Below are 14,685 nucleotides of genomic sequence, written 5' to 3' on the forward strand. Positions count from 1 at the left end.
GGGGGACAAAAAAAGCGGACCCGTCAGGACCCGCCTTTTTTGACTATTGCAACGCAGTTTGCAGTGTCTTTATATTATTTTCCATTAAACTGAAGTAATCTTCGCCCGCTTCGATATCTTTATCCGTCAACACGGATAGGTTATGGAGCTTAAGCGATTTCGCTCCCATTTCCTTTTGGATGATCTCTGTTAGTTTAGAACTGATATTCTGCTCAAAGATGACATAGTTCAAGTCTTCTTTATCGGCCATGGTTACGATTTTCGCAAGTTCCTTTTGAGAGGGTTCGTTTGAAGACGTTAGTCCTGTAACTCCAATCTGTTCAAGTCCGTAGCGTTCCTCCCAATAACCATATGCGGAATGGGAAACGATGATCTTTTTAGTACGGCCCGACTCGATTGTCGTCGCGAGTTTTTTATCAAGTGCCTTCAGTTTTTTGGAAAGCTCGTTGAAGTGGCTGTTGAAATAGTCTTCATGTTCAGGCATTTTCTTCGTTAATTCGTCCTTGATGGTTTTAGCCATGTCAATGGAATAGATGGGATCTAACCACAAATGGGGATTAACGCCCCCATGGTCATGACTGTCTTCGTTTTCGTGTTCATGCTCGTCTCCGTCTTCGTCTTTGTATGCATGCTCACCTTCATCAAGATGAACCGTTTCGCCTACTGCGACTGTTCTGACGCCTTCTTTGCTTAAAATTGGTTGAGCCTTCGTCACGAAGCCTTCAAGATTATAGCCAATATAGAAAAACAGGTCTGACTCCGCCATTTTTACAATATCCTTTTGAGAGGGTTCAAAAGAGTGTTCATCCGTTCCGGGTGGATAAACCGTTTTGACGTTCACATACTCCCCGCCAATGGCTTCCGTGAAGTATTGTAATGGGTACACCGTCGTATATATATCTAAGGTATCCTTGGCTTCCTTAGTGGAATCTCCCTTTGAGTTGCCGCAGGCTGACAAAAACAGCACAGTGACAAGGAAAAGTGAGAGCAATGCTCGATTTTTCATATGGAAATGCTCCTTATATTTCGGATTGATTACGATTTGATCTATAAAAACGAAATGATTACGATTTGACTTCTGTATAATACAAAAGATTATAAAAGAAAGCAAGGTTTTTTTCTAATGGTCTTCACCTTTTTTCTTTTTTTCTGGAACAAGGTCAATGCCTCCTGGATGAAACGGATGACATTTAAGAATCCGGACGATGGCTAACCAGCTTCCTTTTATAGGGCCAAAACGGTTGATCGCTTCCAAACCATAATGGGAACAAGTTGGGTAAAAACGGCAAGAAGGCGGTTTTAATGGTGAAATGGCAACTTGGTAAAAACGGATGATTCCCATTAATATTTTTTTAAACACGATGCTTTCATCTCTTTTCGAGTAAATTCACTACCCTCAATTATAGCATATTTTCTAAATTTCCAATAAGGGTAAAAAAGGAAGGGTAATATGGGTAATCCGATGAATTTAATAAGAATTATTTTTAATGGATGAAATTTATTGTTATTCAAGGTAGAATAGAGATACATACAATTAAGGAGTGAATTAAATGCCTTCAGTTGAAAGCTTTGAATTAGATCATAACGCTGTTAAAGCCCCATATGTTAGACATTGCGGTGTCCATAAGGTAGGAACAGATGGTGTTGTTAATAAATTTGATATCCGTTTTTGCCAGCCTAATAAACAAGCGATGAAGCCGGATACGATCCATACATTGGAACATTTGCTTGCTTTCAATATCCGTAAGCATTCTGAGCGCTACGATCATTTTGATATTATCGATATTTCGCCAATGGGATGTCAAACAGGATATTACCTTGTGGTCAGCGGCGAACCGTCAGTAACGGAAATAATCGATGTACTTGAAGATACATTCAAGGATGCTGTTCAAATTACGGAAATTCCAGCTGCAAATGAAAAACAATGCGGCCAAGCAAAATTGCATGATCTTGAAGGAGCAAAGAAATTAATGAATTTCTGGCTTACTCAAGATAAAGAAGACCTTCATAAAGTTTTCGGTTAATAAAAAAAGTTCCTGTCAGTTTGTGACAGGAACTTTTTTTCATTTTTCGGGTTCTTCCTTTTTCCCCTCATCCTCTGGCAAAGGGTCAATGGGATCCACCGTATGCTTATAGCTGTAACCTTTTCCGATTGTCAGGACGGATAATGCCAAAACAATCAGAATCACAATAATGGAGATAACTAAAACCGTAATCATTCTTTACAGCTCCTAACGTTCACAATTTAGATTCATTTTAGCATAAGAACCGGAGCGGATAATGTTTCAATTTTAGAATAGAGGGAATTATAAAGGTATAACCAACTTACGGAGGTAGATATTTATGGCTCAGAAAAAATTAGGAATATTAGTGAATAAGGAAATTGCAAATTTCAGTGTTCTTTATACGAAAATTCATAATTACCACTGGTTCGTGAATGGACCGCACTTCTTTGAACTTCATCAAAAATTGGAAGAACTATATAAAGAAGTGACAGCCAATTATGATGAATTGGCTGAAAGACTATTGGCCATTGGGGAAAAACCGGTTGCTACCCTTAAAGAGTACTTGGAATTGACTACGATCGAAGAAGCGACAGGTAACGAAAATACTGAAGACATGGTTCAAAGCGTCATCAGTGATTTTGAGAAGCTTTCCGGAGAGTTCTTAGAAATTATCGAAGTGGCCGAAGAAGAAGATCCGGTTACGGCCGATATGCTGACAGGCATGAAGAAAAGCTTAAACAAACATGCTTGGATGCTGCGTGCGTATTTAGGACATTAAGGTTTAGGGAAAGCTCTACTTCGGTAGGGCTTTTTTTAATGGAGGAAAAATTAAAAAAATAAAAAAGGCATCCATCAAAGGAGGGACACCAGACAGGTATGTATTAATGAATATTCCGTGGCGGAAAGTGTGTAGGTTTCGTGTCGTTCATGCTATTTTGAGCGAACTTCCCTTTTAACGTTTCAATAATGTAAAGGCCCATTAGATTGGTTAGTTCTTGATCATCCATCTCTTGAAGCAATTCGAAAATCTCCTTACGGTCCAATTGCTCCAGAACCGCAAAAGTAAGCATATCAATATCTTCTTCATCACCAGTCATCTTATTACGGTACATATTGTATAATTCTTCAATTAACTTCAAAACTTTCACCTCACATTTATTAGAAATCGTTATCTCTTTATATGTAGGTTATCAAAAAAACCTCTGGGTGCATATAAAAATCTGAAGGGATGCTTGGGCTTATTATATGTTTTACCCTTTGAAAGATACTTTAATCTATTATTTAACATCTTTGTACTTCTGTAAACAAAATTTTCCATTGTATGAAGTAGGGAATTAGGTGAAAAAATAAGCGTAGGATTTATGGAAAGGGTGGATGAATGTGTCTGAAAACAGGAAAAAGTATTACATTTGGCTTCCGAACGGGCAGATAACACAGGATAGAGAAAGTTCTCCATGGAATTTTGAGATCGAGGCGACCGATAATGAAATCATCCAGTTACGTGAGTTATTTGATTATAATTATTCGATAGGGGAAGAAAACTTTTACAGGGCACATGTCCCATACCTTCAATATCATTTTGACCGGGAAAATGATAAACAGGATATCACTCTCCAAAAAATTTATGAGATGATTTATGAACTAGGTACAGAAGAAGGAAGACGGCATATAGAAAGTATGGGGATTTTACAGGCAAAACCAACAGACGATGGCCTTGAATATTGAGGGGGCCATCGTTTTTTTGATGTAATGGAGATTCTGCTGGATTGTGGTTTTTTTTATCCATATAATGAAAGACGAGTCCAATGAAATAAAGCATTATTTCTTATATGGAGAGAAGGGGAAAAATGAAACGTTTTTTTGATACGAACGGATACAAGGTGGAACTCTCCGAGAATCCTGTTTTTGGAGAGTCTTGGCATGTTTTTGTACTCAGCAGGTACAAGGGAAGGTGGGTATTGACCAAACACAGAGAGCGGGGGTTGGAGTTCCCGGGTGGTAAGCGGGAAGCAGGGGAGTCGATTGAAGAAACAGCCATACGGGAAGTGTATGAAGAAACAGGGGGCTTGGTGGGGCAGCTTCAATTTCTGGGACAATATAAAGTACATGATCCAGTGAAGCCAATCGTTAAATCGATATTCTATGCTAATTTGCGTGAGGTGAAAAAGAAAGAAGATTACCTGGAAACGGACGGCCCGATCTTTTTGGAAGCATTGCCGGCTGTACTGGGTGAAGAGTTTAGTTTCATCATGAAAGATGAGATTGTGCCGTTGAGCATATCAAAGCTGGTTAGCAGTAATTCTCTCTAAAAAAGAGTAAATTGTCCAAACTCACGAGTAAAGCCTGGAACTCACGAGTAAAGTGCCCAAATTTACGAGTAAAACGCCCAAATTCACGAGTAAAGTGCTTAAATTCACGAGTAAATTGCTCAAATTCACGAGTAAATTGCTCAAATTCACGAGTAAAGTGCCCAAATTTACAAGTAAAGCCTAAACTCACGAGTAAAGCGCCCAAACTCACGAGTAAAGTGCCTAAACTCACGAGTAAATTGCCTAAACTCACGAGTAAATTACCTAAACTCACGAGTAAAGCGCCCAAACTCACGAGTAAAGTGCCTAAACTCACGAGTAAATTGCTCAAATTTACGAGTAAAGCTCAAACTCACGAGTAAAGCGCCCAAATTCACGAGTAAAGTGCTCAAATTTACGAGTAAAGCCCAAATTTACGAGTAAATTGCCTAAACTCACGAGTAAAGTGCTTAAACTCACGAGTAAAGTGCTCAAACTCAGAGTTATCCGAGCATAAATAAAAAACTGCCGAGGGTTTTCGGCAGTAGGTTAGTCTTTGATTAATTTTCGTTCAAGCAGTTCGACAAGTTGATACATGATGGTGGCAAAGACGGCGATGATCATCAAGGCGAGCATGACGAGGGTGAAGTTGAAGACTTGAAAGCCATAAATGATTAGGTAACCGAGTCCTTTCGCCGAGACAAGGAATTCTCCGACGATGACGCCGACCCAGGAGAGTCCGACATTCACTTTCAATGTCGAGATGATCGTTGGGAAGGAGGCGGGTAATATGGCTTCCCGAAAGGCTTGTGTTCTTGTGGCGCCAAAAGTTTGGAGTACCTTTAGGTAGTTCGGGTCCACTTCGCGAAATGCGGTGTAGACAACGATGGTGGTGATGATGATGGAGATGATCGCCCCCATCGAGATGATGGATGGAAAGCCAGGGCCGAATGCTACGATGATGATGGGGCCGAGTGCCACTTTCGGCATGGCATTTAAAATGACGAGATAGGGGTCAAGCGTTTTTGATAATCTTGGCGACCACCAAAGCAGGGATGCAAGGATCGTTCCAAGCAGTGTCCCTATGATAAAGCCGAGAACCGTCTCGAATAACGTCACTCCGGAATGGGAAAGCAGTGTTCCATCACCCAATTTTTGTATGAAAAGATGCCACACTTTGGTTGGGGAGCTGAAGATGAGCGGATCTATCCATTCCATCCGGGAAAAAAGTTCCCAACTGTTGAAAAAAACGATGAAAATCAGGATCTGATAAAAGCGAATGAGCCTGTTTTCCTTTTTTAACTTGGTTTTATATTGGGTATGAAGCTGTTCAATATTCAAGGCTCTCAAGCTCCTTCCAGATCGTTTGGAATAGCATTGGATACTGTGGATGGTTGCGGGCATGGAAAGGCGTCAGTTCACGCAGTTCATCGGGCACTTCGAATGTTTTGTGCACGCTTCCCGGGTTCGCGGAAAACAGATAGATGCGGTCACTCATTGCGATGGCTTCACCGATATCATGGGTGACGAGCACGGCTGTCTTTCCGAACGATTTCAGGGTTTCAAAAACAAGGTCTTCCAGCTTCAACTTCGTTTGGTAATCAAGGGCCGAGAAGGGTTCATCAAGCAAAAGGATTTTTGGGTCGACCGCCAGTGTCCGTGCCAGTGCAGCCCTTTGCCTCATTCCGCCTGAGAGTTCGCGCGGATATAATTTTCCGGTGCCTCCCAATCCAACGTCACTTAATAGTTTCAGCGTTTTTATTCTCTCAAGGCCTTCATCCTTTTTAATCAGTTTCAATCCTAATAAAACATTTTCTTCTATCGTCTTCCATGGAAATAGATAATCCTGCTGCAGCATATAGCCAATTGAAAGGTCACTGTTGGCCTTCAGCGGTTTGTTTTCGAGCAGGATCTTTCCCGAGGTGGGCGAAAATAGTCCAGCGATGATGGAAAGCAGGGTAGTCTTTCCGCAGCCGCTCGGACCTAGAAAGGAGACGAATTCACCTTTTTCAATGTCGAGGGAAATGTCCGCGAGTGCGGTCGCTGCCGTCTGATTTGAAAAATAAGTATGGTGAATGTCTTGGATTTTTAAAAAGCTCATCGGACATCCTCCTTACCTTTAGTTATGCTATTTTATGACTTCTTTAGCAAAATCGGTATTGACCAGCTCATCATGGCTTATACGTGAAGGCAGCTCGCCTGCTTCATCCATGATGTTTTGCAGATTGTTCCATTCTTCTTCATCAAGAATGGGGTCGGTGGCAAATGAACCTTGTTCTTTGTAGCGGTTGATAACTGTTTCCATGGTCTCGATATTGGTATCTTCAAAATACGGCTGAATGACTTTGGCGACTTCCGAAGCATCATTTTCCTGAACCCAATCCTGTGCTTCCTTCAATGCCCTCGTGAATTTTTCGACAGTCTCTTTGTCTTCTTTCAAATAGCTTTCCTTAGCCATATAAACCGTATAGGGAAGATGCCCGGATTCGGTGCCGAAAGAAGCGACGATATAGCCTTTTCCTTCTTTTTCGAACACACTGGCAGTTGGTTCGAACAGTTGAACAAAATCGCCGGTTCCGGAAGCGAAGGCAGTTGCGACATTCGCAAAATCAATATTTTGGATGAGGTTCAAATCTTTTTTCGGGTCTATATTATGTTTTTTCAATACGAACTCGCCGGCCATCTGCGGCATCCCGCCTTTTCGCTGGCCTAGGAATGTAGAGTTTTTCAGCATATCCCATCTGAAGTTATCAATTTTTTCACGTGAAACAAGAAACGTTCCATCCGTCTGTGTTAATTGAGCGAAGTTGATGACGGGGTCATTAGAACCTTGGGCTTGAACGTAGATCGATGTTTCAGACCCAACTAGAGCAATATCCGCTCCATCGGACAGTAATGTGGTCATCGTCTTGTCGCCGCCTGCCGTCGTTTTCAAATCAATGCTTAGGCCCTCGTCTTTAAAAAATCCCTTTTCGATCGCTACATATTGCGGTGTATAGAAAAGGGAGCGGGTTACTTCGGCCACCCTCACCTTCGTTGTTTCCTTGTCCTTGTTGCCACATGCTCCGAGCGGGATCACCAGCATGCACAGAAGTATAAATACGACACCTGCTTTACACCATTTTTTCAAAATTCCTTCCTCCTTGATAAATAGGTATTTTGCCTACATTATCGTATGAATGGAAGAAAAAAATGTGAATGCCTCCCAGGGGATAAAAACAAGCGGATGTTTTACAATAAGATTAAAGAGAAAGGAGAGTGGAAAATTGGAGAACGGAACGATTATTTCAAAAAGGCGGTTTCCATCACCGCATCCACAAATCCATCTTTATTCAGTTACATACATATCACAAGGCCTGAAAGTGAAGGGGTTACTAGCTGAACCGGTTGATGGCGAAATTCATGATGCCTTCTTATATTTACGCGGGGGGATTAAAAATGTCGGCAAGGTGAGGCCAGCAAGGATTGTGCAGTATGCCGTGGAAGGTTTCATCGTTTTTGCCCCTTTTTACCGTGGAAATCAAGGCGGAGAGGGAGATGAGGATTTTGGAGGCGAAGATAGGTTCGACGCGATATCAGGATTCAATCTTCTTGAACAGCACCCCCGAGTGAACAAGGATCACATTCATATCCTCGGATTTTCCCGAGGCGGCATCATGGCGCTTTGGACGGGGATATACTGCAGGAATGCAGCGTCAATCGTCACATGGGGTGGTGTATCGGATATGTTTTTAACCTACGTCGAGCGTGTCGACATGCGTCGGATGATGAAGCGGGTCATCGGCGGAACACCAAAAAAATGCCCGGAACAATATGAATACCGTACACCATTGTTTGCAATTGAAGATTTGAATGTGCCCGTTCTGATCATTCATGGTGAAAAAGATGACAATGTCGCCATTGAACACGCGTACAGGTTGGAGAAAAGGTTGAAAATGCACGACAAAGAGGTCGAAAGCTGGTATTTCCCTCAATTCACACATTTCTTCCCGCCGGCCGTTAACAGAAAAGTTGTCGAAGATTTAACATCTTGGATGAAAAACAAAACCGAATGATGATAGAATGAAGTATATTCAAAGTATATTTGCAAGAGGAGGAAATACACATGGGCATGCCTATGGAACTCAATACCATGATCGTTACAAAAGGAAACGAAACCCGTGAAGAAGAAAATATTTTTCGGCTGTCGAAAGAAGGTTACCGGTTATACCCGATCGATATCCCAATCGATGTCCGCAAAACGATTCAATCTGATTCAAGCGGAACAGCTGTTATCCAAAAAGTTGAATGGACCAGTGGAAAAACCATCATTACGTACCAACTACTATCATTGAACTCGACTAACTAATAGATAAGTGCTTGCAGAGAATTCATTTCGCTGCAAGCGCTTTTTTTTGTTGATTTGGTTGGCGGAATTTTAGCATTAATGACCTACGCGCTAAATCGACCAACGACTTATCTTCCGTCACCGCAAAGTTCTGGTTGATGGTCAATATTCGAAATGAAGATGCAAAAGGAATGGTAAAATGGTGTAAAAAGCATGAGCTGGGGTGATTTGATGATTTTGGTGAGTTCTTGTTTAGCAGGTCTTGAGGTGAGATACAATGGTACACACAGCCTGGATGATAGGATTCTGGAATTAATGAGGGAGAAAAAGGCTATATCGGTTTGCCCTGAGTTGCTTGGGGGTTTTTCGACGCCTAGGGAACCTGCTGAGATAATTGGCGGTGAAGGTGAGGATGTCCTTGATGGAAAAGCGAAGATAATCGAAAAGTCTGGCCGGGATGTAACGGAATGGTACATAAAAGGAGCCAATCTTACATTATTGAAAGCCAAGGAAGTCGGAGCCACGCTTGTCGTATTAAAAGAAAATAGTCCATCCTGTGGAAGTGCGACGATTTATAATGGTGATTTCATGGGGAACAAGAAGGTAGGGAATGGAGTAACCGCGGCTTTGCTTAAACGGCATGGGTTTACGGTGACTTCAGAGGAAAGGTTATTCGACCATCTGGTTGAAAAATGAGTAATGGCGTTTTAGCGAGTGTTTATGAAAGAAGGGGAATATATGGAGGATATCAATCTCTATACTTTGCTATTTTTAATACTGGCAGGTTTTATTGCCGCATTCATTGATTCCGTTGTTGGCGGAGGCGGGTTAATTTCGATTCCGGCTTTATTGTTCACGGGGATTTCGCCTTCAGCGGCACTTGCCACCAATAAGCTGGCGGGTACAATGGGCTCTTTAACGAGTACGATTTCATTCATTCGGGCTGGAAAAGTCAATTTCAAATTCGTCATCAAGCTGTTTCCGATTACTGTGGCTGGAGCGGCAATAGGAGCATATGTTGTCCATTTCGTTTCCGCAGAGATCTTAAAGCCCCTCATTTTGATCCTATTGGTCATTGTTGCGATTTACACGGTGGTAAAAAAGGATTGGGGTAAAGATGCAAAGTATAAAGGACTGAAACGGAAGAAAATGATTCTTTTGATTGCCATTATATTTGCCATTGGCTTTTATGATGGTTTTCTTGGACCAGGCACAGGTTCCTTTTTGTTATTTTCATTTTTGATCATCGGGTTTGATTTTGTCCAGGCAGCTGGGAATGCAAGAATATTGAACTTTGGAAGCAATATAGCCGCACTTATCATTTTCTTATCAATGGGGACCGTCAATTTTGCCTATGGAATTCCGATGGGGCTTGCAATGGTTGCAGGAGCCTTGGTTGGAACGAATTTTGCTATTAAGAAAGGTGCTTCATATGTGCGTTTATTATTCATTTGCGTCACAATTCTGCTGATTGGAAAAAATGTCTTGAATTATTTTCATGTGTTTGGCTGAAATAAAGGATGGCCGGAGATACAAGTCGTATTTTCGGCCATTTTTACATTCATTTTGTGAAATTCAAGTCCCATTGAATGGCTCTCTCAGAATCAGTTGCCTGTTCTTTCAGTTTTGTCCTTCGAATTCTAGCTAACGATGATTCCGGTCTCCAATGCTTTCTGGACGGCTTCTTCCTTGTTGCGTACTCCTAGCTTAATATAGGCCGAGGAGGCGTAGTTTCTGACCGTGCCGTCCGACAAATACAGCTTGGACGCTATCGTCTTGTACCGGAGCCCTTTGGCAACAAGCTGCAATATTTCTATTTCCCTGTTAGTCAGATCATAGTCGTTGGTGGCTTTCAATTGCGTAGATTCGACGCTCTTATTGAGCTTCTTGAATATTTTATGGGACATCCCTCGATCGATTAATGTGCCTCCTCTGTGAATAAGCCGGATGGTATCGGCCAGCTCTAACGGTTCGGCTGATTTTAGCAGGAAGCCGTCCGCACCACTGCGCAGTAAGTCCAACGCTTGCTCCGCATCCTGAAACGTCGTGAAAATCAATACGCGAATATGCGGCCATTGCTGCTTGATCATTTTGGTTGCCTCGGCTCCATTCATGCGTGGCATATCCAAATCCATTAGCACTAAGTGAGGCTGGAGGCGTCTGCACAGGTCGACGGCTTGTTCGCCATCCTCTGCCGAGCCGACTACGTTCAAGTCTTGGTACTTGTCGAGCAGCACCTGCAGACTTTCCCGAATAAACGGCTGGTCGTCGACGATCAACAGCTGAATAAGGTCGTTCTCCATTTCCGCTTGTCGCGGCAACGTACAGGTGACAAGCGTACCGTCCCCTGGTTTCGTATAGACGACCACTTGACCTTGCAAATTCATGGCCCGCTCCTTCATCGCGTTCATGCCGAAGCCCTCCCGCCATTCTTCCATCCCTCTTCCGTTGTCATGCACCTCCAACCTTGTATCCTGGTGCCCAAATTGCAAAGAAACGGTGATATCCGTCGCCTGACCGTGACGAACAGCATTCGTAAGCGACTCCTGCAAGCAGCGAATGAACGCCATTTTCGCTTGTCGGGACAGTGGGGGCTCCTCTCCGAACGCACGGAAGCTTACCTCGACCCGGGCATGCTCCTGAAATTCATCTCCAAGGTTTTGCAGGGATTGGACCAAGGAAAGCGACTGCTGAGGAGACTCCATTTGATGCAAGTAGCCCCTCACTTCGTCTATACTTTTGCGGCCCAACTCAAGCAAGGAATCCAGCCTCTGTATACCCGTTTCGTTAGCAAGCTCGGGGCGCAACGTTTCCATACCCATGATGATGGAAGTATAAGCATGACCGATAGTATCGTGAAGCTCTCTCGACAGCCTGTTTCGCTCTTCTGCCAGCGTAATACGCTCGATTTGGGACATATATTGCTCAAGCACCGCGTTTTGCTTGCGGATCGTTTCATTTTGCCGATGATTGACGGTCAATAAATGAAAAGCGAATCCCATCACATAAGCAAGTCCGTAGTAGGTGACCATGACCCAATAGCTGTTATTTGGCGAAACAACATAAAAAATTCCGGGTATTACCAAGACCGTTGCCGGTGCCGTCCAATGATAAGACAGACGAGCGCTATTCGCTGCGATCTGAAAGACTGATACAAGAAATGAAGGGAATGCTTCCGGAAACAACGAGGTTAAATGTACGCATAGCCCACCAAAGAGCAGTATCTCTGTGAATAAATAATATTTGTAGTTGAGCAGCAAGCAAATCCAGGGAATGGAGAAAGCGGCAATCTCCCAAAAAATAACGATCCATAAAGGCAGCGCTAGACCTTCCTGAAATCTGATCGTCGTGAGAATGAGCGAAACGCTAGTAATAAGGCGGAGCCCAAGCATAATCCAATCATACCAAAACCATTTTTTGACCATTTCCAACAATTCTTTCAACCCCTAAGCAGCTATCTGTTTGTTTCCTATAGTATTATAAACCAAACCTTTGTGCAGTGTATAATTGGCTGTTACGCTCCGTCACCTGCATAAAGGTCGGAAAAAAGTAGCTATCGGTCTAGCTGTTGAATCATGGTTCGCGTATAACCTCCGAATGTTTTCGTCAACCGGTCACCCAACTTGACGCTTATTGCGGCAAGCACCGCTCCCAGAACCATGATAAGGAGTGATTTCGCAAAAGTATCTACTTGCATGAAAATGACATTCATATCGATGTATCGATACAAAATGGGTGCCAACAGGAATGCAAGCGGTGTTAAATAGAGAACGGCTACGCTGACGAGACTGACGAGTCCGATCACCAACTTCTGCATTAACCAAAAGACGGCGAGCCAATTGCGACGATCCGTAAGTTCTAATTTGGCATGAACCCAAATCGGTGCATCCGTTGTTATTTTTTTGTCGTAATGTGCTGTCGTAATATCTGTATAAATTTTCGTCTGCGTACGTTCGAATTGGATGAAGGTTGTCGTAGTTCGCAATACTCGTGTAAATAGTGGAATGCCGATTACTATAAATGAAAGACTTAAACTGAACGACAGAGCTACCATATAAAAGCAAAAGTAAAACAAACCTGTAACGAAAGTTAATAATAAAAAATAACCATTTTGGATGAAACCTGATTTCATAAGGTCCATCGCTCCTCTCCGTGTAATAGCGGTATTGTATGATTTGGCTTCTTCCGTCAACCGAACCAGTGTAAAAATGTTATGTGACATTTTCGGAATATATCCAACCTGCTCAACCTCAGCAAAAAAAGTAAACGCCATAGACGGAAACACTGTTCTGAAGTTGTTAATGCGATTTGACTACGGTTTTCTATAGGTGAATCCGCACCTCTTTAAAAAATAGGTTGGCGCGGTTGCCTACTGCTCCATACTAACCGCACAGCTGTCATCTCCACCAGTGACAACATGTCATCATTTTCTTTGTGACATGTTGGCGCTGATCAATACGTTAGCGGGCATTGCATGTCATGTCATATGAAATAGTGTAGATTTGTAACTAGCTTAAATGATAGTGAGTGATTGACAATTGGACTGCTGAAGACGACCTAATATGCTTGTATGCAGAAAGAGTCGCACTTCAAAAAAATCCATGAGGTGAATACCATGAGCAAAAGAAGGAAAATGATTTACGGTGGAGTTGACGTAATGCTAAGTGCAGCGATTCTAACTTCAGGTTGCAGTACGAGACCAGCTGAAAAGTCGGATCAAATAGGAACAACCCAACCAGTTGAGACAGCTCAAATATCTCAAAATAGTATTGCAAAATCACTTGAATTGCAGGCGAAGCAACTGAAGACGTCAGATCCGAAACAACCATTGGATGATTTAAAACCGCTAAAAGACATGATAGGGAATGCAAATTATGTTGGTTTAGGAGAGGCCACTCACGGAAGCTCGGAGATTTTTATGATGAAGCATCGCCTCGTGAAGTATTTGGTCACTGAGCTAGGCTTTACCAATTTTGGGATTGAAGAGGATTGGGGCAACGGTTTAAAGCTGAACGAGTATATCCAAACGGGAAAGGGCGACCCTAGGGAGTTTTTGAAGCTGTTGTACCCAAATGATGAGATCGTCGCTATGGTAGAATGGATGCGGGAATACAACGCTGATCCTGTAAATAAAAAGAAAATTCAATTTATCGGACTCGACTTAAAAATGCTGGATCAAAGTGTCTTCGATAAAGTGATCAACTATGTAAAGGAGCATCATCCTGATTTGCTGCCGGAAGTCGAGCAAAGCTACAAAGAGTTGTCATCGGTGGCAGGTAATCTACAGGAATATATGAAGCTGACTACTGAAGTGAAAGAAAAGCATATGGCTAATGCGCAAAATGTAGTCAAATTACTTGAAGACAAAACGAAGTCGAATAATGAGACTGATTCACACGAGCTAGCTTGGGTGAAAGGAACGACTAAGGTGATAGAGAATTTTACGAAGATGGTGATTCCGGCTGACTATCCGAGCATGGTGAAGCTGCATGATCAGTATCTAGCTGAGCACGCTGTTTGGGCTCAAGAAAAATTTGGCGGAAAAACGATGGTTTGGGGGCACAATATTCACATAGCTAAAGGTGTCATCACTGAGAAGATGTATCCTAAAGTCGCCGGGGAGTTTCTGAAAGAACGTGTAGGTAATCAATATGTAGCAATTGGCTCCACCACCACGGAAGGCAAATTTACAGCATTTATATCATTAAGTGAAAATAAGATTGCAGCGGATACCATTCAGAAGAACGAGAACAGCTCCAATCATATGCTTGGACAAGTTCATTACGATCAGTTCCTGTTAGATCTTCGCAAATTGAATGGAGCCGCGCAGCAATGGGTAAAAGAAAAGCAGCCATTCTTTGATGGCGGTGCACAGATCATTCCTAACGTACCACAATATGATGATGATGTTTCCCTTCAAGAGCAATTCGACATTATGGTTCATATTCAAAAAACGACCCCTTCGCATATCAAGTAATATGAAATAAAAAGGCTGTTTTCACATACTTTGTTGCTATTTACCAGGTAGTGAGTTGTGGTTGATTTCCCCTCCAGATGCTCGCTT

General features: G+C 42.5%; 20 protein-coding genes. 9 read left to right on the forward strand and 11 right to left on the reverse strand.

All coding sequences use genetic code 11. The features are described 5' to 3' along the window. Positions 1 to 43: 43 nt before the first annotated feature. Positions 44 to 1,006, reverse strand: a complete 963-nt coding sequence (locus SB775_RS24520; RefSeq protein WP_410863744.1) for a metal ABC transporter solute-binding protein, Zn/Mn family — start codon at positions 1,004 to 1,006, stop codon at positions 44 to 46. A gap of 114 nt (positions 1,007 to 1,120) precedes the next feature. After that, positions 1,121 to 1,342, reverse strand: coding sequence for a membrane protein insertion efficiency factor YidD (gene yidD, locus SB775_RS24525; protein WP_410863757.1), 222 nt, complete (start codon positions 1,340 to 1,342; stop codon positions 1,121 to 1,123). 208 nt (positions 1,343 to 1,550) lie between these two features. Between yidD and SB775_RS24530 the strand changes: the two genes are divergently transcribed. Next, entirely contained in the window at positions 1,551 to 2,024 is a 474-nt protein-coding gene (locus tag SB775_RS24530; protein WP_089362653.1) for an S-ribosylhomocysteine lyase, read from the forward strand. 39 nt (positions 2,025 to 2,063) lie between these two features. Here the strand turns inward: SB775_RS24530 and ytzI are convergent, their stop codons facing one another. Then, a complete protein-coding gene (ytzI, locus tag SB775_RS24535; RefSeq protein WP_081108936.1) occupies positions 2,064 to 2,219 on the reverse strand; it encodes a YtzI protein in 156 nt (51 codons plus the stop codon). A 124-nt stretch (positions 2,220 to 2,343) separates the two neighbouring features. Between ytzI and SB775_RS24540 the strand changes: the two genes are divergently transcribed. Then, a complete protein-coding gene (locus SB775_RS24540; protein WP_125161299.1) occupies positions 2,344 to 2,784 on the forward strand; it encodes a Dps family protein in 441 nt (146 codons plus the stop codon). A 103-nt stretch (positions 2,785 to 2,887) separates the two neighbouring features. Here SB775_RS24540 and SB775_RS24545 read toward each other — a convergent pair whose 3' ends face one another. Further along, positions 2,888 to 3,145, reverse strand: coding sequence for a DUF6154 family protein (locus tag SB775_RS24545; protein WP_061465328.1), 258 nt, complete (start codon positions 3,143 to 3,145; stop codon positions 2,888 to 2,890). Positions 3,146 to 3,380: 235 nt separating this feature from the next. Here SB775_RS24545 and SB775_RS24550 point away from each other — a divergent pair, with 235 nt between their 5' ends. Then, positions 3,381 to 3,731, forward strand: a complete 351-nt coding sequence (locus tag SB775_RS24550) for a hydrolase (RefSeq protein WP_176431902.1) — start codon at positions 3,381 to 3,383, stop codon at positions 3,729 to 3,731. Positions 3,732 to 3,853: 122 nt separating this feature from the next. Continuing rightward, on the forward strand, positions 3,854 to 4,315 hold the full coding sequence (gene ytkD, locus SB775_RS24555) for an RNA deprotection pyrophosphohydrolase (protein WP_410863746.1): 462 nt from the start codon (positions 3,854 to 3,856) through the stop codon (positions 4,313 to 4,315). Here the strand turns inward: ytkD and SB775_RS24560 are convergent. The 5 genes from SB775_RS24560 to SB775_RS24580 are packed head-to-tail and all read right to left on the reverse strand — an operon-like array spanning position 4,296 to position 7,379. Beyond that, positions 4,296 to 4,631 (reverse strand): hypothetical protein, encoded by a 336-nt coding sequence (locus tag SB775_RS24560; protein WP_410863747.1) that lies wholly within the window; start codon positions 4,629 to 4,631, stop codon positions 4,296 to 4,298. The two genes, ytkD and SB775_RS24560, sit on opposite strands and share 20 nt — an antisense overlap. Before the next feature lie 17 nt (positions 4,632 to 4,648). Next, positions 4,649 to 4,789 (reverse strand): hypothetical protein, encoded by a 141-nt coding sequence (locus tag SB775_RS24565; protein WP_410863749.1) that lies wholly within the window; start codon positions 4,787 to 4,789, stop codon positions 4,649 to 4,651. A gap of 54 nt (positions 4,790 to 4,843) precedes the next feature. After that, positions 4,844 to 5,635, reverse strand: coding sequence for an ABC transporter permease (locus SB775_RS24570; protein ID WP_410863751.1), 792 nt, complete (start codon positions 5,633 to 5,635; stop codon positions 4,844 to 4,846). Beyond that, complete coding sequence (locus SB775_RS24575; RefSeq protein WP_089362658.1) at positions 5,625 to 6,395, reverse strand: ABC transporter ATP-binding protein; 771 nt, start codon at positions 6,393 to 6,395, stop codon at positions 5,625 to 5,627. The genes SB775_RS24570 and SB775_RS24575 overlap by 11 nt, the downstream gene beginning before the upstream one ends. A 27-nt stretch (positions 6,396 to 6,422) precedes the next feature. After that, positions 6,423 to 7,379: an ABC transporter substrate-binding protein gene (locus SB775_RS24580; protein ID WP_410863758.1), complete on the reverse strand. Its 957-nt coding sequence runs from the start codon at positions 7,377 to 7,379 to the stop codon at positions 6,423 to 6,425. Positions 7,380 to 7,560: 181 nt separating this feature from the next. On the opposite strand from SB775_RS24580, the gene SB775_RS24585 reads away from it, so the two are divergent. From SB775_RS24585 to SB775_RS24600, 4 genes are all read left to right on the forward strand, one after another. Further along, entirely contained in the window at positions 7,561 to 8,349 is a 789-nt protein-coding gene (locus SB775_RS24585) for an alpha/beta hydrolase family protein (RefSeq protein ID WP_250211717.1), read from the forward strand. 50 nt (positions 8,350 to 8,399) lie between these two features. Beyond that, positions 8,400 to 8,642 (forward strand): DUF2584 domain-containing protein, encoded by a 243-nt coding sequence (locus SB775_RS24590; protein WP_089362659.1) that lies wholly within the window; start codon positions 8,400 to 8,402, stop codon positions 8,640 to 8,642. 210 nt (positions 8,643 to 8,852) lie between these two features. Further along, a complete protein-coding gene (locus SB775_RS24595; protein ID WP_061466262.1) occupies positions 8,853 to 9,317 on the forward strand; it encodes a 2-thiouracil desulfurase family protein in 465 nt (154 codons plus the stop codon). A gap of 42 nt (positions 9,318 to 9,359) precedes the next feature. Next, complete coding sequence (locus SB775_RS24600) at positions 9,360 to 10,133, forward strand: sulfite exporter TauE/SafE family protein (protein WP_410863753.1); 774 nt, start codon at positions 9,360 to 9,362, stop codon at positions 10,131 to 10,133. A 128-nt stretch (positions 10,134 to 10,261) separates the two neighbouring features. On the opposite strand, the gene SB775_RS24605 is transcribed toward SB775_RS24600, so the two are convergent. Further along, positions 10,262 to 12,055, reverse strand: coding sequence for a response regulator (locus SB775_RS24605; RefSeq protein WP_410863755.1), 1,794 nt, complete (start codon positions 12,053 to 12,055; stop codon positions 10,262 to 10,264). Positions 12,056 to 12,174: 119 nt separating this feature from the next. Further along, positions 12,175 to 12,753, reverse strand: coding sequence for a sensor domain-containing protein (locus tag SB775_RS24610; protein ID WP_410863760.1), 579 nt, complete (start codon positions 12,751 to 12,753; stop codon positions 12,175 to 12,177). Positions 12,754 to 13,236: 483 nt separating this feature from the next. Between SB775_RS24610 and SB775_RS24615 the strand changes: the two genes are divergently transcribed. Further along, a complete protein-coding gene (locus tag SB775_RS24615) occupies positions 13,237 to 14,598 on the forward strand; it encodes an erythromycin esterase family protein (RefSeq protein WP_410863756.1) in 1,362 nt (453 codons plus the stop codon). Positions 14,599 to 14,685: the final 87 nt, after the last annotated feature.

Source organism: Peribacillus sp. SIMBA_075 (assembly GCF_046534585.1).

Excerpts from the sequence above, each read along its gene's own strand:
- SB775_RS24550 (WP_176431902.1), top strand. The coding sequence starts at position 3,381 with ATGAATGTGTCTGAAAACAGGAAAAAGTATTACATTTGGCTTCCGAAC.
- SB775_RS24530 (WP_089362653.1), top strand. The coding sequence starts at position 1,551 with ATGCCTTCAGTTGAAAGCTTTGAATTAGATCATAACGCTGTTAAAGCC.
- yidD (WP_410863757.1), bottom strand. The coding sequence starts at position 1,342 with ATGGGAATCATCCGTTTTTACCAAGTTGCCATTTCACCATTAAAACCG.
- SB775_RS24580 (WP_410863758.1), bottom strand. The coding sequence starts at position 7,379 with ATGCTGGTGATCCCGCTCGGAGCATGTGGCAACAAGGACAAGGAAACA.
- ytzI (WP_081108936.1), bottom strand. The coding sequence starts at position 2,219 with ATGATTACGGTTTTAGTTATCTCCATTATTGTGATTCTGATTGTTTTG.
- SB775_RS24615 (WP_410863756.1), top strand. The coding sequence starts at position 13,237 with ATGAGCAAAAGAAGGAAAATGATTTACGGTGGAGTTGACGTAATGCTA.
- ytkD (WP_410863746.1), top strand. The coding sequence starts at position 3,854 with ATGAAACGTTTTTTTGATACGAACGGATACAAGGTGGAACTCTCCGAG.
- SB775_RS24575 (WP_089362658.1), bottom strand. The coding sequence starts at position 6,395 with ATGAGCTTTTTAAAAATCCAAGACATTCACCATACTTATTTTTCAAAT.
- SB775_RS24590 (WP_089362659.1), top strand. The coding sequence starts at position 8,400 with ATGGGCATGCCTATGGAACTCAATACCATGATCGTTACAAAAGGAAAC.
- SB775_RS24600 (WP_410863753.1), top strand. The coding sequence starts at position 9,360 with ATGGAGGATATCAATCTCTATACTTTGCTATTTTTAATACTGGCAGGT.
- SB775_RS24520 (WP_410863744.1), bottom strand. The coding sequence starts at position 1,006 with ATGAAAAATCGAGCATTGCTCTCACTTTTCCTTGTCACTGTGCTGTTT.
- SB775_RS24540 (WP_125161299.1), top strand. The coding sequence starts at position 2,344 with ATGGCTCAGAAAAAATTAGGAATATTAGTGAATAAGGAAATTGCAAAT.
- SB775_RS24610 (WP_410863760.1), bottom strand. The coding sequence starts at position 12,753 with ATGAAATCAGGTTTCATCCAAAATGGTTATTTTTTATTATTAACTTTC.
- SB775_RS24595 (WP_061466262.1), top strand. The coding sequence starts at position 8,853 with ATGATTTTGGTGAGTTCTTGTTTAGCAGGTCTTGAGGTGAGATACAAT.